Raw genomic sequence first — 22409 nt, 5'->3', positions numbered from 1 at the left:
AAACTTATGGTTTTTTACACCGTAAAGCCAATAAACTGGATGCTCTAGACTTTGGTATATTTGCTTTCCCAGAATTTTAGTGTGGTATTTAAATACTTAATTAATAAAAATTGTAAAGAAAAATACTATTATTCTATTTTTTAGAGAAAGTCATGCTAAGTGCTAAAAATTTCACCTTTTAGGTCATAGTGTGCAATAGATCATTTCAGCCAAAATAATTGATCAATTGTTAAAAAAGATAACTGGGTATAAGGCATGAATCCCTGGTATAAGAAACGATTAGAGAAACTTTTCCCTAAAAGTTTTACTATTTTTAGGTGGTTAATCATACTGGTGTTAGCCTTGGGCTTAACTAATTGTGGAGAAAAAGTTGCTAGCCAAGAAGTAGCGGTTAAGTATCAAGACAAACCTCAACAAATTTCTCAGCAGTTCTCAGAAGTCTCACCACCCGCAGTCATCCAAGAACTACGCTCAACCTTAGAAATTTATCGCCCACAAGTCAAAATAGTTACGCCTCAACCTGATGAAGTTCTCAATGACAACACAGTAACAGTGCGTTTGCAGGTGAAGGATCTGCCAATTTTTAAACATCCTCAATGGGAACTAGGTCCCCATCTTCATGTTTTTCTAGACAATCAACCTTATATCCCTGTCTACGATTTAGAACAACCTTTAGTGCTGCCGGACTTGTCTCCAGGAACTCATACCCTGCGCGTCTTCGCTTCACGTCCTTGGGATGAAAGTTTTAAAAATGAGGGTGCTTACGCTCAGGTAACATTTCACATATTGACTAAAACCGACGACAATAATCCTGATACCTCTGTACCTCTGTTAACCTATAGCCGTCCTCAAGGTATTTACGGTGCAGAACCAATATTGTTAGATTTTTACCTCAACAACGCGCCTCTACACTTAGTTAATCAAGACAAGCCTAACGATCAATTTAGTGATTGGCGGATTCGTTGCACCATCAACGGTGAAAGCTTCGTTTTAGATCGTTGGCAATCAGTTTATCTTAAGGGCTTTAAACCTGGTAAAAATTGGGTAAAGCTGGAATTTCTAGATAACCAGGGAAACCCAGTCAAAAATGCCTTTAACACTACGGTTAGGCTCGTTAACTATCAACCCAAGGGTAAAGATACTCTCTCAAGACTTACCAGAGGGGAATTACAAGCTGATGAATTACGTGGCATTGTAGACCGAAATTACACGGCTAAACAACCAGTTTTAGAACCCATACCGACACCTACACCATCTGTAATTCCTACCGCAGAACCCACACCAGAGCCACAACTCCCGCCAGAAACAACACCAACACCTGAAGTTACAGAAACACCAGAACCAGAAGTAATACCTTCACCTCAAGCTACTGCTGCACCTGAAACAGTCACCCCTAAACCCAATAAATCTAAATTTGGTGGATTTTTCCAGCGTCCACGTCCCCAACCATCTCCTAGTGTGAGTCCCACACCACTAGAGGTAATTGAGTCGCCTATTCTAGAGCTACAGCCAGAAGTCACCACTACACCATCACCAGCAATTACTCCCGAACCACAGCCAGAGTTAGAAAATGTACCAGAATCAACTACAACACCAGTAATTACTCCCGAACCACAGCCAGAGATAACACCGACACCACAAGCGACCGAATTACCTCAAACACCAGTCAAGCAACGTCAAAAAGTCAACTTAGGAGACTATTTCAAACGCCCATCGCGTTCAATAACAACACCATCTCCTAGTGCTTCTCCTACACCGACTGTAACAGAACAGCCAAGTGAGGAAGTTCAAGGGGAATCAGAATCAGATAAGTGACATACTCCCACACTGATGCAAGCATACAGTGTGGGCTTCTCATCCAATCCAGCTATTGCTTCTCCTGACGGAGACGCTACGCGAACGGAGGCGATGAGCTTTGTTTTGAGTCCACGAGATGCCCCTCCGCAGACTTGAACAAGTACAAAAATGTTCAATCCTTTGTACTGTCAGAGTTTTACCTACCCACAGAAGCGACAAACAAATGTCTGTTACTGGGTAGAACCCCATACTCTGAGTTGTCAAGGTTCGGCGCACAGGAAGCGGTTAGCTATTAATTTGATTAAACCTGTACGACTTAAGTATATCATGGTTACGGTGATTTGTCGTAATTATGTCAAGAAAACACAGGGTTGAAACAAGACTTAACGACAGGGAATTGGGACTTTTAAAAGAGTTCGCAGAGACTCTGGATATCCCGATGTCTGAAGCGTTGAGAACCTTAGTCCAAAGTTTGGCGATTCGTCGCCCACCCCACTCCCTCAACGAGTGATAGTCGTTATTGGTCGGGGGTGGGACTCCTCACCGCCCTGCCATTCATCTCATCACTTCCGCTATTGCGGTAAGTGAGAGGCTTCTGTCAGTTCAAGCTAACTAAAAATACTCAATCCCAACTTTTGGGATAACACCTCAACAAAAGCGATCGCTCCTACTGGATTCCCTATACTATCTAAGGCTGGACTGTAGCAAGCGATCGCTCCCTGTCCGGGAACTATTGCTAATAAACCCCCACCAATCCCAGATTTCATCGGTAGTCCAATTTTGACGGCGAACAAACTAGAAGCTTGATATAAACCGCAGGTTAACATGATAGCATTGACAATCTGACGGTGTGGTAATTTGATTTCATCATGCTCCCAGGCTAAAAGTTTTCCCAGCAAGGCTAAATCTGCCACTTGCCCAGATAGACAGCATATTTGCTCGTAAGTGTCAAGAGCTATATCAAGATTTTCTATCTGTTGTTTGTCAGCGAGATAATTAGCGATCGCTTGATTAGCAGGCGATCTTGATTGTCTCACCGCAGCCAGCATCACCTCATCTAACTTGAGATGACAACCAGCCAATTGATTTAACCATTGACAAAAAGACTGAGTGCGATGATTAGCATCGGTTCCTGGTAACTTATCAGCTAAAGCGATCGCACCACTATTAATCATGGGATTACGTGGTTGTCCGCCATCAGCCACCAGTTGTTCCAAAGAATTAAATGGTGCATCCGATGCTTCCACCCCAACCCAAGCAAGAACCTTTTCTGCTCCTAGATGTTCTAATAGATACAGTAGAGAAAATGGCTTAATCACACTCATCAATGGGAAGAGAGAAGATATATCTCCCTCACTGTAAGTTTTTCCCGATTTACAGCAGATATGAACTGCAAACAAACGGGGATCAACTATAGCTAATTGCGGAATGCGATCGGCAACTCGTCCCAGATGTATCTGAGTTTTCCCTAGTTGTACCCAATTTGAAAACTCCACCGCGTTTAGTCTGTCAATTCCTGTCACAAGAGATATGGCCTGAAAAAATAATTTATGATTCCTCGTGTAAGAGCGCCAGAATTACCACAACATTATGCTTGGCTTAATACTGACTATCCCTTATCTCTCAGGCAACTGAGGGGTAGGGTAGTTATTTTAGACTTCTGGACATACTGTTGTATTAATTGTATCCACGTTTTCCCACATCTTAAGTATTTAGAACATAAATATCAGGATAGCCTGACAGTTATCGGTGTTCATTCTGCCAAATTCGACAACGAACAAGAAACAGAAAATATTCGTCAAGCTATATTGCGTTATGACATAGAACACCCAGTTTTAGTAGACAGAGGTTTTCGGGTGTGGCAAGAGTATGCTGTGCGTGCTTGGCCTACTTTAATGATTATTGACCCAGAAAGTTATGTGATTGGCTACATCGCTGGTGAAGCTAATCGTGATGTTTTAGACCAGCTCATTGCAGAATTAATTCAAAAACACCAAGAGAAAGGCACAATTAATTTTCAACAATTCAGCCTCACTTTAGAAAAACAGCGTCAACCATTAATTACACCATTAGCGTTTCCTGGTAAAGTTCTAGCTACCCCAGTAGGTTTATTCATAGCTGATTCTGGACACAATCGCCTAGTTCTCAGTAACTTGAAGGGCGAAGTTTTACATTTAATTGGTACTGGGAAATCTGGCTTCACTGATGGTGCTTTTGACGAAGCGCAGTTTTCTGCACCCCAAGGAATGACATTTGATGCAGCTAATCAAATCCTCTACGTTGCTGATACCGACAATCATGCTGTACGCCAAATTAACCTCAAACGCCAAATAGTAGAAACCATTGCTGGGACTGGTGAACAAAGCCGCAATATTCATCCTCATGGCGGTGTTGGCTTAGAAACTGCGCTAAATTCGCCTTGGGATTTGGTGAAAGTGGGAAATACCCTATTCATAGCAATGGCAGGTTCCCATCAAATTTGGCGAATTGACTTAGATACTGGCATGATATCAACCTATGCTGGTACAGGTGCAGAAGGTTGTTTTGATGGTTTACTGACTGAATCTGCCTTTGCTCAACCTAGCGGGATCACTACAAACGGACAAGAGCTATTCATTGCTGATAGTGAAATTAGTTCAATTCGCGGTGTGGGATTAATAGAACTATCCCAAGTCAGGACTATTTGTGGCAGTGGAGATTTATTTGGTTTTGGCGATGTCGATGGACAAGATGAGAATGTGCGATTGCAGCACTGTCTAGGAATAGAACACGCTAATAATTTCTTATGGGTAGCAGATACCTACAATCACAAAATTAAATTAGTCAGTCCCAACACTGGTAATTGTCAAACCATTCTGGGAGATGGTAATGCTGGATTACAAGATGGCCAAGGTAAAAGTGCGCGCTTTTTTGAACCTTCAGGACTGAGTGCTATGGACTCAAATCTATATATATGTGATACCAATAACCATGCTATCCGCCGTGTAGATTTAAATACGCTGGAAGTGACAACCTTGCAATTTCCTGGTTTGTGTGCACCTGATATGTGTATTCCAAATAAGTTTTAAGTTTGCACAGAGGCACAAAGACGGTAAAAGAACTTTGTATGTTCTATAATTTTTGTTTGTTTATTCCAGTAATTTTACTAAAAACATCATAAAAACTATAGAGTAAAATTAATTATAACTATTGCTATTTTACAGATATTTCTTATTTCAAAAAACCTAAATTCGATTGTTATGAACTATAAAACTACTCCTCTAGATATGGATGATGTTGTACTTTGTGGAGAAGATACATTTAAAGTAAGTCGATTAAAACAATTGATTCGTTTTGATATCGAAACTAAATGGAATAAGGGAACTTATGATCAGACTAAGCAGAAATTCGATGGGTATGTTAATAGTTTAATGCGGAATGTAAGTATTGGAAATAGTTCTATATATGTGCAAGAAGTTGAATATAGGTTGAGTATGAAATGCGAAATTCTAAAAATAGGGGGTAAAAATTGGCAGAAAGGTCAAATGGAAATTCAAGTATCTGTTGTACCTACCGGGAAGAAACCAGAATATACCGTAAGTTTAGAATTCTACCCTGATGAAATTATTGATATGGAATCTCCTTTGGATGACCTACGCAAGAAAATTAAAACTAACTTATAAAAAACTGTTTAATAAAAAATAGATAAATATTTTACATAAATCCATTGAAATGATTGTACGCTTATATTTGCATCTATGCAGCAGTTTTTAATAAGATGAACACTATCCTCCACATCACTCAACGCCAAAAATGGGAACAAGCAAAAAACCTTGGCAGCTATCATGCTGATTCACTGGATACAGAAGGATTTATCCATTGTTCTCAACCTACACAAATCATCAAGGTTGCCAATAGATTTTTTTATAGTCACACAGAATTAGTATTGCTTTTTATCAATGCGGCTCAGGTTAAATCTAAAATTATCTTTGAACCTGCCGATGGTGAACTATTTCCTCATATCTATGGTGAGGTAAATCTTGATGCTGTATATCAAGTTATTGACTTTGAACCCGAAGAAGATGGTTTATTTAAGTTACCGCCAGAAGTTGTCAGTTTAGAATAACTAATCACAAAGTCATTACAGAGACATGGAAAATCAAGATTTTAATGTGGGTGATTATGTTGAGCAAATGGCGTTGCTTTTAGATTTGCCGATAAAAGATGAGTATCGGGATGGAGTCGTGGCGAATTTTGAGAGAATAAACGCGATCGCTCAACTTGTCAACTCATTCCCTTTACCAGAAGAAATAGAACCTGCACCAGTCTTTGAACCATGAATGATGCTGTATCAATTGCCACTGCCATACGTGCTGGCCAAGTTAGCGCAGTCGAAGTTACTCAAACGGCATTAGCACGAATATCAAAACGCGATCGCCAACTTAACAGTTTTACGGCTATAACTACTGAGACGGCTTTAACAGATGCAGCACGCATTGATAGAGAAATAGCACAAGGTAATTATCCAGGTTCACTGGCTGGTGTACCTTTTGCAGTTAAAAACCTCTTCGATATTGCAGGTTTAACAACTTTAGCAGGCTCAAAAATTAATGCCGAAAATCCTCCAGCTACCCAAGATGCCACAGCAATAACCAAGTTGAAACAGGCTGGTGCTATTTTGGTAGGCACTTTAAACATGGATGAGTACGCCTACGGTTTCGTAACAGAAAACTTTCATTACGGTGCTACCCACAACCCCCATGATTTAGAACGTGTGGCTGGTGGTTCATCAGGTGGTTCAGCTGCGGCGGTAGCGGCTGGGTTAGTTCCTTTTACACTAGGTTCGGACACTAACGGTTCCATTCGTGTTCCAGCAGGATTATGTGGTGTCTTTGGTTTCAAACCCACATACGGGCGTTTATCTCGTGCTGGTGTAGCTTTATTTTCTAGCAGTCTTGATCACATTGGCCCCTTTGCCCGTTCAGTAAGGGATATAGCTACAGTATTTGACATACTTCAGGGAGAGGATAACTGCGATCCGGTTTGTTCAAAAAGACCTCCAGAATTGGTATTACCTCAACTTAATCAAGATATTTCTGGTATTAGAGTTGCTATTGCTGGTGACTACTTTGCTACAGGTGCAGATCCAGAAGCATTAGCAGCAGTACAAAAAGTAGCAGAGGCTTTAGATGTAGATGAATACGTAACGCTACCAGAAGCACACCGTGCCAGGGCAGCTGCCTTCGTGATTACAGCGTGTGAAGGAGCAAATCTGCATTTAGATAAATTGCGATCGCGCCCCCAAGACTTTGATCCAGCAACACGTGATCGTTTTTTGGCAGGGGCGTTAATTCCAAATTATTGGTATTTGCAAGCACAACGCTTTCGGAGATGGTATCGCGATTGTATACGCGAAGTGTTTCAACAAGTTGATGTTATTCTTGCGCCGACAACACCAATTTCTGCACCATTAATCAATCAACAAACAATGACTTTAGATGGAGAAGAAATTCTTGTTCGCCCCCATTTGGGATTATTCACTCAACCGTTATCTTTTATTGGCTTACCTGTTTTATCAGTACCAATTCAGCGTTCAAATACTTTACCTTTGGGTGTGCAATTGATAGGCGCACCATATAATGAAGCGTTGATTTTACGAGTTGCATCTGTATTAGAAGCTAAGGGTATAGTTGCAGCATCAATAGTAGGACAACACCAAAACAAAAAGCTGCCTTATCTTCGATAAGACAGCTTTTTGGTGAGAAAAAAAGACCTGGCACCGAGCAATTGTGGCAGGAGGCAACCCTCCAACTATCGTAGCCGCAGCAGTGTTTCACCTCTGAGTTCGGGATGGGGTCAGTGTGGTTCCACCGCGCCATAGGCACCAGGAAAGACAGTGAACAGTGAGCAGTTATCAGTTATCAAACAACTGTCACTGATTCAGAAACCCTGAAGACTGCAAGAAACGCGATATTCACCAATGTATTCACTGTTAACTGTTAACTGTTAACTAAAGATGAGGTCAAGCCCTCGGTCTGTTAGTACTCCTCAGCTTCATACATTACTGCACTTCCACTTAGAGCCTATGAACGGGTGTTCTGCCCGTGACCTTACCTACTTATGTAGTGAGAGCACTCATCTTGAGGTGGGCTTCCCACTTAGATGCTTTCAGCGGTTATCCGCTCCGCACTTGGCTACCCAGCGTCTACTGTTGGTACAATAACTGGTACACCAGCGGTGCGTCCTTCCCGGTCCTCTCGTACTAAGGAAGGCTCCTCTCAATGCTCTTACGCCTGCACCGGATATGGACCGAACTGTCTCACGACGTTCTGAACCCAGCTCACGTACCGCTTTAATGGGCGAACAGCCCAACCCTTGGGACGTACTTCCGCCCCAGGTTGCGATGAGCCGACATCGAGGTGCCAAACCTCCCCGTCGATGTGGACTCTTGGGGGAGATCAGCCTGTTATCCCTAGAGTAACTTTTATCCGTTGAGCGACGGCCATTCCACTCTGCGCCGTCGGATCACTAAGGCCTACTTTCGTACCTGCTCGACTTGTCGGTCTTGCAGTCAAGCTCCCTTTATGCCTTTACACTCGCCGCACGGTTTCCAAGCGTGCTGAGGGAACCTTTGCGCGCCTCCGTTACCTTTTAGGAGGCGACCGCCCCAGTCAAACTGCCCACCTGAAACTGTCCTTCTACCGGGTAACGGTAGCAAGTTAGAATCCTAGCTTCGCCAGAGTGGTATCTCACCGTTGGCTCCATATTCCCCACAAGGAATATCTCTTCGCCTCCCACCTATCCTGCGCAAGCGAAGCCCGGACACAATTCCAGGCTACAGTAAAGCTTCATAGGGTCTTTCTGTCCAGGTGCAGGCAGTCCGTATCTTCACAGACATTCCTATTTCGCCGAGTCTCTCTCTGAGACACCATCCAGATCGTTACGCCTTTCGTGCGGGTCGGAACTTACCCGACAAGGAATTTCGCTACCTTAGGACCGTTATAGTTACGGCCGCCGTTCACCGGGGCTTCGGTCGCCAGCTTCACTTTCGCTGACCAGCTTCCTTAACCTTCCGGCACTGGGCAGGCGTCAGCCCCCATACTTCCTCTTACGAGTTTGCGGAGACCTGTGTTTTTGGTAAACAGTCGCCTGGATCTCTTCACTGCGACCCACCAAGAGTGGGCACCCCTTCTTCCGAAGTTACGGGGCCATTTTGCCGAGTTCCTTAGAGAGAGTTATCTCGCGCCCCTTGGTATTCTCAACCTCCCTACCTGTGTCGGTTTCGGGTACGGGTACAATATCTTCATCACATTCCTAGCTTTTCTTGGCACTATCCTTGACTACTCGGAGTTCGTAAACCCCTCCCAAACCAATCAGGGTGTAGCTATCTTTCATGCGTCCCTAGCAATGCTCCCATATCGTAGTCAGGGATTGTTGACCCTGTGTCCATCGACTACGCCTTTCGGCCTCGCCTTAGGTCCCGACTAACCCAGAGTGGACGAACCTGGCTCTGGAACCCTTAGGGTTTCGGGGCATTGGATTCTCACCAATGTTTGCGCTACTCAAGCCGACATTCTCACTTCCGTTTCGTCCACAGCTGCTCGCCGCTACTGCTTCTCCCTACTACGGAACGCTCCCCTACCGATTAATTACTTAATCCCACAGCTTCGGTACATCGCTTAGCCCCGTTCATTTTCGGCGCAAGACCGCTTGACTAGTGAGCTATTACGCACTCTTTCAAGGGTGGCTGCTTCTAGGCAAACCTCCTAGTTGTCTATGCAGTCTCACCTCCTTTCTCACTTAGCGATGATTTGGGGACCTTAGCTGGTGGTCTGGGCTGTTTCCCTCTTGACAATGAAGCTTATCCCCCACTGTCTCACTGGCAATGTGTCCATCGGGTATTCTGAGTTTGTCTCGATTTGGTACCGGTCTCCCAGCCCGCACCGAAACAGTGCTTTACCCCCCGACTATATTCATTACCGCTGCGCCTCAACACATTTCGGGGAGAACCAGCTAGCTCCTGGTTCGATTGGCATTTCACCCCTAACCACACCTCATCCGCCGATTTTTCAACATCGGTCGGTTCGGACCTCCACTTGGTTTTACCCAAGCTTCATCCTGGACATGGTTAGATCACCAGGGTTCGGGTCTATAAACACTGATTATCGCCCTCTTCAGACTCGCTTTCGCTTTGGCTCCAGCATTCTCGCTTTAACCTACCAGTGCCTATAAGTCGCCGGCTCATTCTTCAACAGGCACGCGGTCATCCGTTTAATCGGACTCCCACTGCTTGTAAGCTCATGGTTTCATGTTCTATTTCACTCCCCTTCCGGGGTTCTTTTCACCTTTCCCTCGCGGTACTTGTTCTCTATCGGTCACACAGTAGTATTTAGCCTTACGAGATGGTCCTCGCTGATTCACATGGGATTCCTCGTGCCCCATGCTACTCGGGATTCAGCTTCTATCCTTTAACTTTCGACTACAGGACTTTCACCTCCTCTGGTGCAGTATTTAGCTGCTTCGTCTAGTCTCTAGATTCGATATCGCTGTCCCACTACCCCATTCGGTAAACCAAATGGTTTAGGCTTTTCCCCTTTCGCTCACCACTACTGAGGGAATCTCTTTTGATTTCTCTTCCTCCAGCTACTAAGATGTTTCAGTTCGCTGGGTTGGCTCTTTCCTGTCTATATATTCAACAGGTAGTATTTAGGGTTGCCCCATTCGGACATCTCCGGCTCATAGTTTGCTTCCAACTCCCCGGAGTATTTCGTCGGTAACCACGTCCTTCTTCGCCTCTGTGTGCCTAGGTATCCACCATGAGCCCTTATTAGCTTGACCACAATTTCATTGGTTTCTCCATTGCAAACACTTTTATCCTTCGGATGTCTGTGTCTGCCTGCTTTCAATCGCGTTTCTATGCAGTTTTCAAGGTTCTGGCTGGTATTCACCCAGCAGTCTAACTCCATAGTTAGTTGCTGACTTTTCCAATCACGTTAAACCGGAAGAGTAATACTTTGAAAGCTTTTACCAATCTCTGCGACCGACCTAGAGTAGACCATCTCCAAATCTATTCACTTTCGCTTTCGATTTGTGAGTGGATTCGGTCTCCCTCAAAAGGAGGTGATCCAGCCACACCTTCCGGTACGGCTACCTTGTTACGACTTCACCCCAGTCACCAGCACTGCCTTAGGCATCCTCCTCCACGAATGGTTGGAGTAATGACTTCGGGCGTTGCCAGCTTCCATGGTGTGACGGGCGGTGTGTACAAGGCCCGGGAACGAATTCACTGCAGTATGCTGACCTGCAATTACTAGCGATTCCTCCTTCACGCAGGCGAGTTGCAGCCTGCGATCTGAACTGAGCTACGGTTTGTGAGATTTGCTTGCTATCGCTAGCTTGCTGCCCTTTGTCCGTAGCATTGTAGTACGTGTGTAGCCCAAGACGTAAGGGGCATGCTGACTTGACGTCATCCCCACCTTCCTCCGGTTTGTCACCGGCAGTCTCTCTAGAGTGCCCAACTTAATGCTGGCAACTAAAAACGAGGGTTGCGCTCGTTGCGGGACTTAACCCAACATCTCACGACACGAGCTGACGACAGCCATGCACCACCTGTGTTCGCGCTCCCGAAGGCACTCTCCCCTTTCAAGAAGATTCGCGACATGTCAAGTCTTGGTAAGGTTCTTCGCGTTGCATCGAATTAAACCACATACTCCACCGCTTGTGCGGGCCCCCGTCAATTCCTTTGAGTTTCACACTTGCGTGCGTACTCCCCAGGCGGGATACTTAACGCGTTGGCTCCGGCACGGCTCGGGTCGATACAAGCCACGCCTAGTATCCATCGTTTACGGCTAGGACTACTGGGGTATCTAATCCCATTCGCTCCCCTAGCTTTCGTCCCTCAGTGTCAGTCACGGCCTAGCAGAACGCTTTCGCCACCGGTGTTCTTCCTGATCTCTACGCATTTCACCGCTACACCAGGAATTCCTTCTGCCCCGAACGCACTCTAGCTGTGTAGTTTCCACTGCCTTTACAAGGTTGAGCCTTGCTCTTTAACAGCAGACTTTCACAACCACCTACGGACTCTTTACGCCCAATCATTCCGGATAACGCTTGCATCCTCCGTATTACCGCGGCTGCTGGCACGGAGTTAGCCGATGCTTATTCCTCAAGTACCTTCATATCTTATTCCTTGAGAAAAGAGGTTTACAACCCAAGAGCCTTCCTCCCTCACGCGGTATTGCTCCGTCAGGCTTTCGCCCATTGCGGAAAATTCCCCACTGCTGCCTCCCGTAGGAGTCTGGGCCGTGTCTCAGTCCCAGTGTGGCTGATCATCCTCTCAGACCAGCTACTGATCGTCGCCTTGGTAGTCCCTTACACTACCAACTAGCTAATCAGTCGCGAGCTCATTTTCAGGCAGCAAGCCTTTCACCTCTCGGCACATCCGGTATTAGCCACCGTTTCCAGTGGTTGTCCCCGACCTGAATGCAGATTCTCACGTGTTACTCACCCGTCCGCCACTATCTCCGAAAAGACCGTTCGACTTGCATGTGTTAAGCATACCGCCAGCGTTCATCCTGAGCCAGGATCAAACTCTCCGTTTTGTTGTGTTTCGAGTTTGTTATCTGAAAAAAACTTGTCTTTCAGATTCCTTGCTATAATTTTTTAATGTTTTTGGGAACTCCCAAAACCAAATTTATTTGACGAGGTTGGTTACTTCTTCGCTTTCAAAGTATTCTTTTTTCTCGGTTCAGTGGTCTTAGCTCTCTCGCCTTGACACTTTATCTAGATTAGCGAATATTTCTAACTTCGTCAAGGGGTAAATTCACTTTTTTTTCTGTGACCAACCCAAGAGTGCGACGGTCTACTACTTCTCTTAATATACAAGGTTAGAGGTTCTTTGAAAGTTTACAAAGCTTAAGCTGATACCTTTAATGTTTCAGCACCTTGTGAGCAAATGAATGAGTGAAGCATAACCTAACCATTTGAAATGGGAGCAATGGGATTGATTTTAGACCTTTGTGCCAAAGTCATGACAAGTATTAGCTACTCATGATTATGACTAAGGCACAATCAACACTGGGCAAGGTGACAGGTTAATCACACGAGTTGTGACACTATCAGTTGCACCCTCTTCAGTTAAACCGAGTCCCCGACAACCCATGATGATTAAATTTGCCCCGATTTCATCGGCGACATCACAGATAGTAAAGGCTGGTTTGCCTTGTCTTTCCATAATTTCCGATGGGATACCTTGCTGAGAAAATAAAGCTTGGGCATCTGCCAAGAGTTTAGCAACCGCTTCAGGCGACACCATTGGATCAATATTGGCTTCATCTGAGGTCGGTTCTTCTACTACAGACAGTAGAACTAGGCGACTACTATATTTCTGCACGACGTTAGCAACCACATCAGCAGCTTCCCGTGCTTCCCGACTTTGATCAATTGGAAATAACACTGTCTTGAACATATCTCTCTCCTCAGCACCCCGTACTCCGGTAAAATCTTGATGGTTATACTTTCAAAACGATAACAAAAAGGCAATCAGGAGGGTTTGGCTGTGTCCAAAAAAACTTTAGCAAGTTTATCTGCGGCTGATATTTCCGGTAAACGCGCCTTTGTGCGGGTTGACTTTAATGTACCTGTGGATGACCAAGGCAACATCACTGATGATACTCGCATTCGCGCTGCTCTACCAACCATTAATGATTTAACGCAGAAGGGTGCTAAGGTCATTCTAGCAAGCCATTTTGGTCGTCCCAAGGGTGTGGATGACAAACTGCGCCTAACTCCGGTTGCAAAGCGTCTTTCTGAGTTGTTGGGGCAAGAAGTGATTAAAACTGATGACTGCATTGGTGATGAAGTAGCGGCAAAAGTAGCTGCTTTGCAAAATGGCCAAGTGCTGTTATTAGAAAATGTCCGTTTTTATAAGGAAGAAGAAAAGAACGAACCAGAATTTGCCAAAAAACTGGCAGCTAATGCTGATTTTTACGTCAATGATGCTTTCGGGACTGCTCACCGCGCCCATGCTTCTACTGAAGGTGTGACGCATTATTTAAGTCCTGCTGTTGGTGGCTATTTGATTGAGAAGGAATTGCAGTATTTGCAAAGCGCAATTGAAGAGCCTCAACGTCCTTTAGCTGCGATTATTGGCGGTTCTAAGGTTTCTAGTAAAATCGGCGTAATCGAAACCCTATTGGAGAAGTGCGACAAGCTAATCATCGGTGGTGGAATGATCTTCACATTCTACAAAGCTCGTGGTTTAAATGTGGGTAAATCGTTGGTAGAAGAAGACAAGCTGGAATTGGCAAAGTCTTTGGAAGCTAAGGCGAAAGAACGTGGTGTTACTTTCCTACTACCTACAGACATCGTATCGGCTGACAAATTTGCCCCTGATGCCAATGCAACTACCGTTAGCATTGAAAATATTCCTGCTGATGGTATGGGTTTGGATATTGGTCCTGACTCTGTGAAAGTCTTCCAAGCAGCTTTAGCTGATTGTAAGACTGTGATTTGGAATGGGCCTATGGGTGTGTTTGAGTTTGATAAGTTTGCTGTGGGTACAGAAGCGATCGCTCATACTTTAGCAGACATTAGCAAAACAGGTACAACTACCATTATCGGTGGTGGTGACTCTGTAGCGGCTGTTGAAAAGGTAGGTTTGGCTGATCAAATGAGCCACATCTCCACCGGCGGCGGCGCTAGCTTGGAGTTACTTGAAGGTAAAGTATTGCCCGGTATCGCTGCTTTAGATGAAGCGTAATTAGGGACTGGGGATTAGGGACTGGCGACTGGTGAGCCAGCGTGGCGTGGTCTTATCTACGAGAGGTTAAGCCAAAACGTAACCTCTCGTAGATAAGGAGGTTTCCCCATGTTGGCGTTACCCTTCGGGCAGGGTACTAGAAGCCTTTAGTCTCTAGCCTCTATCCCCTCATCTCTATAGAGAGAAACAAGAGAAAGAAATTAACCTCTTATTCAGGAAAACAGCAACGGATAGCACAACAAAATCCTGGTAAAAGTGGCGATGTGATTTCATCACTATCTAAATAATGTTGCAACTAATACCAGTTGTGCTTTTTCCCACCGATAAACTTCCACTTGTTTGCTGAAGCGATTCACAATCTAATACTCACTTACATCTTGAACTGAATAAAGCTTTAGTTTTGCTTTCTTATCTCGAAGTTCATTTTTTCTACCAGGGGATAAAACTTCTATGACTAATACCAATTCACAAAAAATTTGATACAGATGCAAACGCTAAAAGGTATGCAAGGTATGCTGAGTCTCACTTTCTTAATTTTGAGTTTTGTAGGCGTAAGCCTTCTCTACGAGACGCTACGCGATGCCATAGGCTATGCGTAAATTTTGAATTGGTATAACTCTGGTGCGCCTGTAAAATGTCCAACTTCATCTTCTATTTAAGCTAGTCGGTCTCGAATTACCCAAGCTACATTTTCTAAATCATGGATTGTCCAGCGTACTCCCCCAACAGCTTGACTCATGATTATCCCGGTTTAGCTTGTTGTTTTTCTGTGCTTGATTTTATTATTTTTCCGAAATGAGATGCACCATAAATCTGAACGTAGCCAATCTACATCTTGAGTCAGGGAATAGGAAACAGGGGACAGAAAAACAATCCGTGTGATGAATTCTGTCTGAGTACAATCAAGTATGATATCTAATCTTGCTACAGTTTTTGACCTGCAAAAATAGAGCGCACTTCACCGTTACGTCGAACTATAGCTTCTCCGTTACTGACATCTACTAATGTCCAACCGCTAGCGCCAATGCTTTCACCGATGTTAAAGCGACGGCTCACACCATTGACTTGAAATAGTGCCACTGATTTATTACCCAGTTCTAGCAATCCTTCGAGAGTATGGGTAGGAGCGGGTGCAGGCGGGGTGACAGTGAGTGATGCGACTGGTACTGCTCCTACATTTGCATTTGTGGGTGCGTCAGGTAAGGTTGCACCAAAAGGAATCACTGGTAAGTTAGGTAGAGAATTAGGTGACTTGTGAACTTTGATAGGTGCAGAATGCACAGCTACAGGTTTCATGTCGGAACGAACAGCCGCCGCTAACATATTGACTGTTGCTGGTTTAGCAGATGGCGGGATTTGATTCAAGGCATTTTTAACCGCGTTAGGTTGAGCAGTCGGAGATTTAGCTAATGGTGGTAAAGGTGAAGCAATCCCAGGAATAGATGGCGGAGCGTAGCGCATGGGTGATGGCGCTTGGTAAACGGGAATATAGATACGCTCGACAACGTTTGTAGCTTTGCTAGGGTTGGGTGGGGTATTGTTAGCGGTTAGGGGTGATGGGAGATTGTCAACAGCTTGATTGTTGTTGAGTGCAATGGCTGTTGATGGGGAAATGACTTGGTTGGCTACCTGAGAACGGACTGGCTGGCGAGTTGTGCCATTTTGTTTATCGATGATAGCTAATGCTCCCATCATGTAATTGACTAACTCTGTCTGGACATCTGGTTGGGTAGGCAATTGTGCCGATGATACATAAATAGCTGGTTGGGTGAGTCTAGACGTGATGAGAACTAATACCCCTGATTGCACTATATATAATGCACCTGCGATCGCCACACCGATAGTTGTACCCACAATCAACAGTTTGCCCAAAGTTAATTGAGCTTTTTGCGTAGTTTTACGGATTGATTTAACTTGAGGTTGATCAACTACAACGGCGCTAACCTGTTTGTTCCTGATAGCTGAAACAGTCTGTACGGGACGGTTGAGTGTGTTGGGTAAAATAATCTGCGGCAAATCTAGGGTTTGCAGATGTTCATATTCTAGGGTGCGTTGCTGACTACCTGAACTATACGACCAATCGCTTGCTACTGGAGCAGCTTGCCGTAGTGGTTGCCTGCTACGGAGATGAGGCAGATTGTTACTCAAATCCAGAATATCGTCGATATCGGCAAAAAGTTCATCCATCAAGCCATCAGCATAGAATTCTATGGACCAAGGCTCGTTAACAATTAAGTCCTCTGATGGTTCTGGAATAATGAGATGGGTGCTAACTTCTTGTAACATAAGCATTTTGGGTGGTAGTTGCCAGGATGGGGCAACGCCGCCCCGTTCACCTGGGTATCAGGAATTGTTAAAAATATGCAATCTTCCGTCCACGCTAGACGAGTTGATTGTTGAGTGTATTAAATTCAACTCCCTGTTGGGGATCGTTGATGATGCCAGGGCTGAATTCTTGTCATCTATCATACCCATCCCCCCTACTACTATACTCACCCTTCATGAAGGTGAAGTTAAGATAAAGCCGCAAACCCTGATTGGCTCTTTGATTGACGTAATTCTAAGAAAATTAACAAGGCGTTGACATCAGCCGGATTGACACCACCGATACGGGCTGCTTGACCGATGGTAAGGGGTTTTACCTTACTGAGTTTTTCCCGTGCTTCTTTAGAAAGAGTATCAATTTTTGTGTAGTCTAAATCCGCAGGTAACTGGCGGTTGGCTTGACGGGCAATCTGTTCAATTTGGCTTTGTTGTCTTGCCAAATAACCAGAGTATTTAATGTCAATTTCTGCGCCTTCTTTTTCACATTGGGAGAGAGTAGGATTGCCAAGTCCGTATCTGTCGAGGTCAATATAATGGAATCCGGGACGACGCAATAAGTCAGCTAGGGTAATGGAACCTTTGATGGCTTGTTGGGTATCAGAGGCGATCGCTTTACCTATGTCATCATGTTCTTTGACTCTGGTGGCATACAGCCGTTCTTTTTCTAATATAATCTGGGCTTGCTTGTTGCTGAATAGTTCCCATCTGCGATCGTCAATTAAACCAATTTCTCGTCCCAAAGGTGTCAACCGTTGGTCAGCATTATCAGACCGCAGCAACAAGCGATACTCTGATCTACTGGTAAGCATCCGGTAAGGTTCCCGTAAATCTTTGGTACACAGGTCATCAAGCAATGTACCAATGTAACTTTGCTCACGGGGTAAAATCACCATTTCCTGACCACGCACCAACCGCGCCGCATTAATTCCCGCTACAATCCCTTGGGCTGCGGCTTCTTCATAGCCTGTTGTGCCGTTGATTTGTCCCGCACAAAATAACCCGGCAATTTTTTTGGTCATCATTGTGGGATAACACTGGGTTGCGGGTAAGTAGTCATATTCCACTGCGTAAGCTGGACGCAACATCACGCAGTTTTCTAAACCTGGGAGACTCCGCAACATTTGCAGTTGCAAGTTTTCTGGCAATCCTGTAGAAAACCCTTGAATATATAGTTCGGGAATGTCGCGCCCTTCGGGTTCAATAAAGATTTGATGGCTTTCCTTATCGGCAAAGCGGACAATTTTATCTTCAATACTGGGGCAGTAACGTGGCCCTTTGGCTTCTACCCAGCCGCCATACACAGGCGACAGGTGTAAATTTTCTCTAATTAAATGATGGGTTTCGGCAGTGGTGCGGGTCATGTAACACGGCATTTGTTCCCGTTCTACCCACACTTGGGGGTCAAAACTAAACCACCGCACTTCAGCATCTCCTGGCTGAAGTTCCATTTTGCTATAGTTTACCGATCGCCTGTCAACCCGTGCTGGTGTACCAGTCTTCAGCCGACCAGTTTCAAATCCTAAACGATTCAGGGTTTGGGTTAATCCCTCTGCCGCAAATTCTCCTGCGCGTCCGGCAGGCATGGATTTGTTACCTACCCAAATTTTCCCACCGAGGAAAGTACCAGTAGTTAAAATTACGGCTCGACATTGGAAGGCTACGCCAAAGTAGGTTTCTACACCAATTACTTCATCGTTAGCACCCAACACCAAGTCCGTCACCATCCCTTCCCGGATGCTCAGGTTCTCTTGGTTTTCCACAATATTTTTCATCACAGCCGCATATTCCCGCTTGTCAGTTTGGGCGCGTAATGCCCACACCGCCGGGCCTCGTGAAGAATTAAGGATGCGCTTTTGCAGATATGTGCGGTCTGCCATCTTGCCGATTTCCCCGCCTAGGGCATCGACTTCATTTGTCAACTGAGTTTTGGCAGGCCCACCCACGGCTGGGTTGCAGGGTTGCCAAGCAATTTTATCTAAGTTGAGTGTCAATAGCAGGGTACGACAGCCGAGGCGGGCAGTAGCAAGAGCTGCTTCGCAACCGGAGTGACCTGCACCGACGACAATGACATCAAAAGCGTCTTGGAATTCAACGGAATTGTGCATGGTCATACTTACAGGATTAGCAAGCTGAGAGTTATTTTCAATTTTAACCGATACAGTGATTTCATGGTTGTGACTGACTCATTAAATGGTAATCAAGTTAACTGATAATCCTGAAACATATATGAGATTTTTAATTCAGGTTTTATTGATTATTTTGTGAGATGAATTATTTTTGATGGTTGTTTTAGAATAAAAGCAATTTTGGGTTGAGGAGCTTCATAAAGGTTTATTTTAAACGCAGAGGTACGCAGAGGTATACGCAAAGGTGCGCGGTGTTTTAAAAATGATTAAACGCTATTTTACTAGAAGAATTAATGTCATATGGCGCATTACCAACAGAATAAAAATGATTGTTCTTTCTATTTTGATGGTTGTTCTGCTGGTTGGGAGTAATACTATCAATGATACCTTGTTAGATGCTAATACTCAGGCATTACATGATTGTTTAATTACAGGTACGGCAGACTGTCAGACACTTTCGATAACGCCACAGTTACCTACACCTATCCCGGAAATAAATGGAACTGAGATAGAAAGATTTTTGTCTGCGATCGCCACTAATTTAACAAACATTCCCCAGCCCGGAACTTATGAATATATTTTGCTGCGTGCTTATGGTGCTGCTTTTGTAAATCACAATTTAGCAGTGCAATTGCCTGTAAAAGTTTTGTTTAATAATGAGGAGGAGACGCAAGCCTTTCAAGAAAATTTGACAATGGTAAAAGTCAATGGTACTAATGACTGTTACTTACAAGCAGCAGCAGCAGCAGCTTTAAATCAAGCGCGATCGCAACAAAATATTCCTTTAAAATCGGGCTATGGTTCTGGTGATTGTACTCGCAGTTTTGCGACTAACTTAAGATTTTGGAATCAATATGCTAACCAGAATACTTTAGATAAAGTTCGAGCAGGAAAAGAAACAGCAATTCTGAGTGTAGTTGCACCACCAGGAACCTCACAACATCTTTGGGGATTAGCAATTGATTTACGGGTATCTCAGCCAAAACAAAGACAAGCACTCTATGAAAATGGTTGGTTTCAAACCGTGGTTAATGATATACCTCACTGGACTTATCTCGGTTTAACCGAAGATGATTTACTTGCATTGGGGTTAAAAAAGCAAGTTGAGAAAGGTATTAGCTATTGGGTGACACCGATTTAATAATTGAGAAATTACACTTGTCATATATTAATCAATATAAAAATAACCCCTCAAAATAGGGGTTATTTGATGATAATAACTGATGAAAACAGAGGATATCTAGGAGGAATTAACTACACAACAGCAGATATTTTTTGCTCAAAGAAAGCTGCTAAAACTCTTTCTGCTATTTGACGGCTAGTTAACCCTAATTCTGCTTTTGATTCATCTGGTGTAGCGTGTTCCACCAGCACATCAGGAATACCAATGCGCTTCACAGGAACTACAACATCGGCATCTAACAAGGCTTCTGCCACAGCTGAACCAAAGCCACCCATCACACAACCTTCTTCCAGAGTGACTACGCGCCCAATCTTCTTAGCCAAAGGCACAATCAACTCTGTATCCAAAGGTTTAACAAACCGGGCATTAATCACAGTTGCTTCAATACCGTGTTCACTGAGAATTTCCGCCGCTTGCAGACTGGGGTATACCATAGTGCCGTAGCCGACGATTAACACATCATCGCCATTGCGGAGAATTTCACCTTTGCCGATTTCCAAAGGTTCCCAACCTTCTTCCATCAGAGGTACACCGTAGCCGTTACCACGGGGGAAACGCATAGCGATCGGGCTACTGGTATGGTTAATACCAGTGACGATCATGCGTTGTAGTTCGGCCTCGTCTTTCGGTGCCATCAATACCATATTAGGAATACAACGCAGATAAGCAATGTCATACATCCCTTGGTGGGTAGGGCCATCCGCACCGACAATTCCTGCCCTATCTAAGCAGAAGAAGACGGGTAGATTTTGAATACAGACATCGTGAATAATCTGGTCGTATGCCCGTTGTAGGAAGGTCGAGTAAATCGCCGCTACAGGACGCATACCTTCACAAGCTAAACCCGCAGCTAGGGTAACGGCGTGTTGTTCTGCAATGCCGACATCAATGTATTGATTGGGTAACTTAGCTTGCAGTTTGTCTAAGCCTGTTCCTGTCGCCATCGCCGCCGTAATCCCAATGATTTTGGGGTTTTGTTCGGCGAGTTTGACGAGAGTATGGGAAAAGACTTTCGCATAAGCGGGGGGTTTGGGCTTACTGGAAGGAATTGCTTTTCCTGTTGTCAAGTTGAATGGGTTTTGGGCGTGATAGCCTACTTGGTCTTTTTCAGCGATTTCATAACCCTTGCCCTTGACTGTAACTACATGAACTAAAACTGGCCCAGCAATTTGATGCGCTTGTTGGAAGGTGGTGATTAATTCTTCCAAATTATGTCCATCTACTGGTCCCATGTAAGTAAAGCCCAGTTCTTCAAACACTGCCCCTACCTTGGGAACAGCCAAACGCTTCATCCCTTCCTTGATGCGTCCTAGTTCAGGTGATAAAGATTCACCAACGAAGGGAATATGTTTGAATTGTTCCTCAAAATTATCTTTAATAAACTGCACCGGGGGACTGAGGCGCATTTTGTTCAGGTAGCGAGGAATCGCACCCACATTGGGAGAGATGGACATCTCATTATCGTTGAGAACCACCAGCAGGTTAGTTTTGGGTAAGTGTCCAGCGTGGTTGATAGCTTCTAAGGCCATACCACCAGTTAAAGCACCATCACCAATTACTGCCGCAACTTTAAATTTTTCCCCATTCATATCTCGTGCTAAAGCCATGCCAAGGGCTGCGGAGATACTGGTGGAAGCGTGACCTGCACCAAAGTGATCGAATTGGTTCTCACACCGCTTGAGATAACCAGCAACTCCATCTTTTTGTCTGAGAGTGTGGAAATCGCTGTAGCGTCCTGTGATGAGTTTGTGGGGATAAGCTTGGTGTCCTACATCCCAAATTACTTTATCCCGATCTAAGTCTAAAGTCTGGTAAAGCCCTAGAGTTAACTCTACAACACCCAAGCCAGGCCCCAGATGTCCACCAGTTGCAGCTACAGTTTGCAAGTGTTTGTCTCGAATTTGGCGGGCAATCTGTTGCAGTTGCCGGATAGATAAACCGTGTAACTGATTAGGATGGGTGATTTCACTCAGATGCATATTATAGTGTTTTCCTCTCTAATCTCTAACTTTTGGTATTCTGATTTTCCCACGGTCGGGTTGCCGGCAGAATGAGACTGTTACTAAGTAGCAGTCTAAAATTTAATTGGCAGAAGTGGGTAATTAGGCACAAGGCTTTAAGCATTTATTCTGAGTAAGTATGCTGGTAAGCTCATACCGCGAAATCACTTTACAGTATGTAATTAGTTGCATACTTTAAAAGTAACAAAATAGACAGTTATTCAGCCAAGGCAGTCCCG

Annotated in this window: 14 protein-coding genes and 3 rRNA genes; 9 read left to right on the top strand and 8 right to left on the bottom strand. The window is 44.5% G+C overall.

Going from position 1 to position 22409, the window contains the following annotated elements; translation table 11 throughout:
- The first annotated feature begins 255 nt into the window (after positions 1-255).
- Complete coding sequence (locus NOS7524_RS22065) at positions 256-1815, top strand: hypothetical protein (protein ID WP_015140696.1); 1560 nt, start codon at positions 256-258, stop codon at positions 1813-1815.
- Positions 1816-2149: 334 nt separating this feature from the next.
- Positions 2150-2308 (top strand): hypothetical protein, encoded by a 159-nt coding sequence (locus NOS7524_RS30250; protein ID WP_171815336.1) that lies wholly within the window; start codon positions 2150-2152, stop codon positions 2306-2308.
- A gap of 97 nt (positions 2309-2405) precedes the next feature.
- Here the strand turns inward: NOS7524_RS30250 and NOS7524_RS22060 are convergent, their stop codons facing one another.
- The gene (locus NOS7524_RS22060; protein WP_015140695.1) at positions 2406-3320 is read right to left on the bottom strand and encodes a glutaminase; all 915 of its coding nucleotides are present in this window, start codon (positions 3318-3320) and stop codon (positions 2406-2408) included.
- 27 nt (positions 3321-3347) lie between these two features.
- Here NOS7524_RS22060 and NOS7524_RS22055 point away from each other — a divergent pair, with 27 nt between their 5' ends.
- The 5 genes from NOS7524_RS22055 to NOS7524_RS22035 all read left to right on the top strand — a co-directional run bounded on the left by NOS7524_RS22055 (position 3348) and on the right by NOS7524_RS22035 (position 7522).
- A complete protein-coding gene (locus tag NOS7524_RS22055) occupies positions 3348-4865 on the top strand; it encodes a thioredoxin-like domain-containing protein (RefSeq protein ID WP_015140694.1) in 1518 nt (505 codons plus the stop codon).
- Positions 4866-5036: 171 nt separating this feature from the next.
- A complete protein-coding gene (locus NOS7524_RS22050) occupies positions 5037-5459 on the top strand; it encodes a KGK domain-containing protein (protein ID WP_015140693.1) in 423 nt (140 codons plus the stop codon).
- 95 nt (positions 5460-5554) lie between these two features.
- Positions 5555-5902, top strand: a complete 348-nt coding sequence (locus NOS7524_RS22045) for a DUF952 domain-containing protein (protein WP_015140692.1) — start codon at positions 5555-5557, stop codon at positions 5900-5902.
- 25 nt (positions 5903-5927) lie between these two features.
- Positions 5928-6116 (top strand): DUF4089 domain-containing protein, encoded by a 189-nt coding sequence (locus NOS7524_RS22040; protein ID WP_015140691.1) that lies wholly within the window; start codon positions 5928-5930, stop codon positions 6114-6116.
- A complete protein-coding gene (locus NOS7524_RS22035) occupies positions 6113-7522 on the top strand; it encodes an AtzE family amidohydrolase (RefSeq protein WP_015140690.1) in 1410 nt (469 codons plus the stop codon). The genes NOS7524_RS22040 and NOS7524_RS22035 overlap by 4 nt, the downstream gene beginning before the upstream one ends.
- A 25-nt stretch (positions 7523-7547) precedes the next feature.
- Here the strand turns inward: NOS7524_RS22035 and rrf are convergent.
- From rrf to NOS7524_RS22015, 4 genes are all read right to left on the bottom strand, one after another.
- A 5S ribosomal RNA gene (rrf, locus tag NOS7524_RS22030) occupies positions 7548-7665 on the bottom strand.
- Positions 7666-7794: 129 nt separating this feature from the next.
- Positions 7795-10614: ribosomal RNA gene (locus tag NOS7524_RS22025) — 23S ribosomal RNA — on the bottom strand.
- Positions 10615-10889: 275 nt separating this feature from the next.
- A 16S ribosomal RNA gene (locus NOS7524_RS22020) occupies positions 10890-12377 on the bottom strand.
- The 16S, 23S and 5S rRNA genes sit together here, the layout of an rRNA operon.
- Positions 12378-12835: 458 nt before the next feature.
- A complete protein-coding gene (locus tag NOS7524_RS22015) occupies positions 12836-13243 on the bottom strand; it encodes a universal stress protein (RefSeq protein WP_015140689.1) in 408 nt (135 codons plus the stop codon).
- Positions 13244-13333: 90 nt separating this feature from the next.
- Here NOS7524_RS22015 and NOS7524_RS22010 point away from each other — a divergent pair, with 90 nt between their 5' ends.
- Entirely contained in the window at positions 13334-14536 is a 1203-nt protein-coding gene (locus NOS7524_RS22010) for a phosphoglycerate kinase (RefSeq protein ID WP_015140688.1), read from the top strand.
- Positions 14537-15460: 924 nt separating this feature from the next.
- Here the strand turns inward: NOS7524_RS22010 and NOS7524_RS22005 are convergent.
- Both NOS7524_RS22005 and mnmG read right to left on the bottom strand, forming a co-directional pair.
- Complete coding sequence (locus NOS7524_RS22005; protein WP_015140687.1) at positions 15461-16822, bottom strand: hypothetical protein; 1362 nt, start codon at positions 16820-16822, stop codon at positions 15461-15463.
- A 227-nt stretch (positions 16823-17049) separates the two neighbouring features.
- On the bottom strand, positions 17050-18972 hold the full coding sequence (mnmG, locus tag NOS7524_RS22000; RefSeq protein ID WP_041555420.1) for a tRNA uridine-5-carboxymethylaminomethyl(34) synthesis enzyme MnmG: 1923 nt from the start codon (positions 18970-18972) through the stop codon (positions 17050-17052).
- Between the two features lie 340 nt (positions 18973-19312).
- Between mnmG and NOS7524_RS21995 the strand changes: the two genes are divergently transcribed.
- The gene (locus NOS7524_RS21995) at positions 19313-20128 is read left to right on the top strand and encodes a M15 family metallopeptidase (RefSeq protein WP_144050901.1); all 816 of its coding nucleotides are present in this window, start codon (positions 19313-19315) and stop codon (positions 20126-20128) included.
- A gap of 113 nt (positions 20129-20241) precedes the next feature.
- On the opposite strand, the gene dxs is transcribed toward NOS7524_RS21995, so the two are convergent.
- A complete protein-coding gene (gene dxs, locus NOS7524_RS21990; RefSeq protein ID WP_015140684.1) occupies positions 20242-22149 on the bottom strand; it encodes a 1-deoxy-D-xylulose-5-phosphate synthase in 1908 nt (635 codons plus the stop codon).
- Positions 22150-22409: the final 260 nt, after the last annotated feature.

This window comes from Nostoc sp. PCC 7524 (genome assembly GCF_000316645.1).
GTDB lineage: Bacteria > Cyanobacteriota > Cyanobacteriia > Cyanobacteriales > Nostocaceae > Trichormus.
This window is presented reverse-complemented; position numbering and strand designations above follow the sequence as displayed.

Excerpts from the sequence above, each read along its gene's own strand:
- NOS7524_RS22065 (WP_015140696.1), top strand. The coding sequence starts at position 256 with ATGAATCCCTGGTATAAGAAACGATTAGAGAAACTTTTCCCTAAAAGT.
- NOS7524_RS30250 (WP_171815336.1), top strand. The coding sequence starts at position 2,150 with ATGTCAAGAAAACACAGGGTTGAAACAAGACTTAACGACAGGGAATTG.
- NOS7524_RS22055 (WP_015140694.1), top strand. The coding sequence starts at position 3,348 with ATGATTCCTCGTGTAAGAGCGCCAGAATTACCACAACATTATGCTTGG.
- NOS7524_RS22050 (WP_015140693.1), top strand. The coding sequence starts at position 5,037 with ATGAACTATAAAACTACTCCTCTAGATATGGATGATGTTGTACTTTGT.
- NOS7524_RS22045 (WP_015140692.1), top strand. The coding sequence starts at position 5,555 with ATGAACACTATCCTCCACATCACTCAACGCCAAAAATGGGAACAAGCA.
- NOS7524_RS22040 (WP_015140691.1), top strand. The coding sequence starts at position 5,928 with ATGGAAAATCAAGATTTTAATGTGGGTGATTATGTTGAGCAAATGGCG.
- NOS7524_RS22035 (WP_015140690.1), top strand. The coding sequence starts at position 6,113 with ATGAATGATGCTGTATCAATTGCCACTGCCATACGTGCTGGCCAAGTT.
- NOS7524_RS22015 (WP_015140689.1), bottom strand. The coding sequence starts at position 13,243 with ATGTTCAAGACAGTGTTATTTCCAATTGATCAAAGTCGGGAAGCACGG.
- NOS7524_RS22005 (WP_015140687.1), bottom strand. The coding sequence starts at position 16,822 with ATGTTACAAGAAGTTAGCACCCATCTCATTATTCCAGAACCATCAGAG.
- mnmG (WP_041555420.1), bottom strand. The coding sequence starts at position 18,972 with ATGACCATGCACAATTCCGTTGAATTCCAAGACGCTTTTGATGTCATT.
- NOS7524_RS21995 (WP_144050901.1), top strand. The coding sequence starts at position 19,313 with ATGATTGTTCTTTCTATTTTGATGGTTGTTCTGCTGGTTGGGAGTAAT.
- dxs (WP_015140684.1), bottom strand. The coding sequence starts at position 22,149 with ATGCATCTGAGTGAAATCACCCATCCTAATCAGTTACACGGTTTATCT.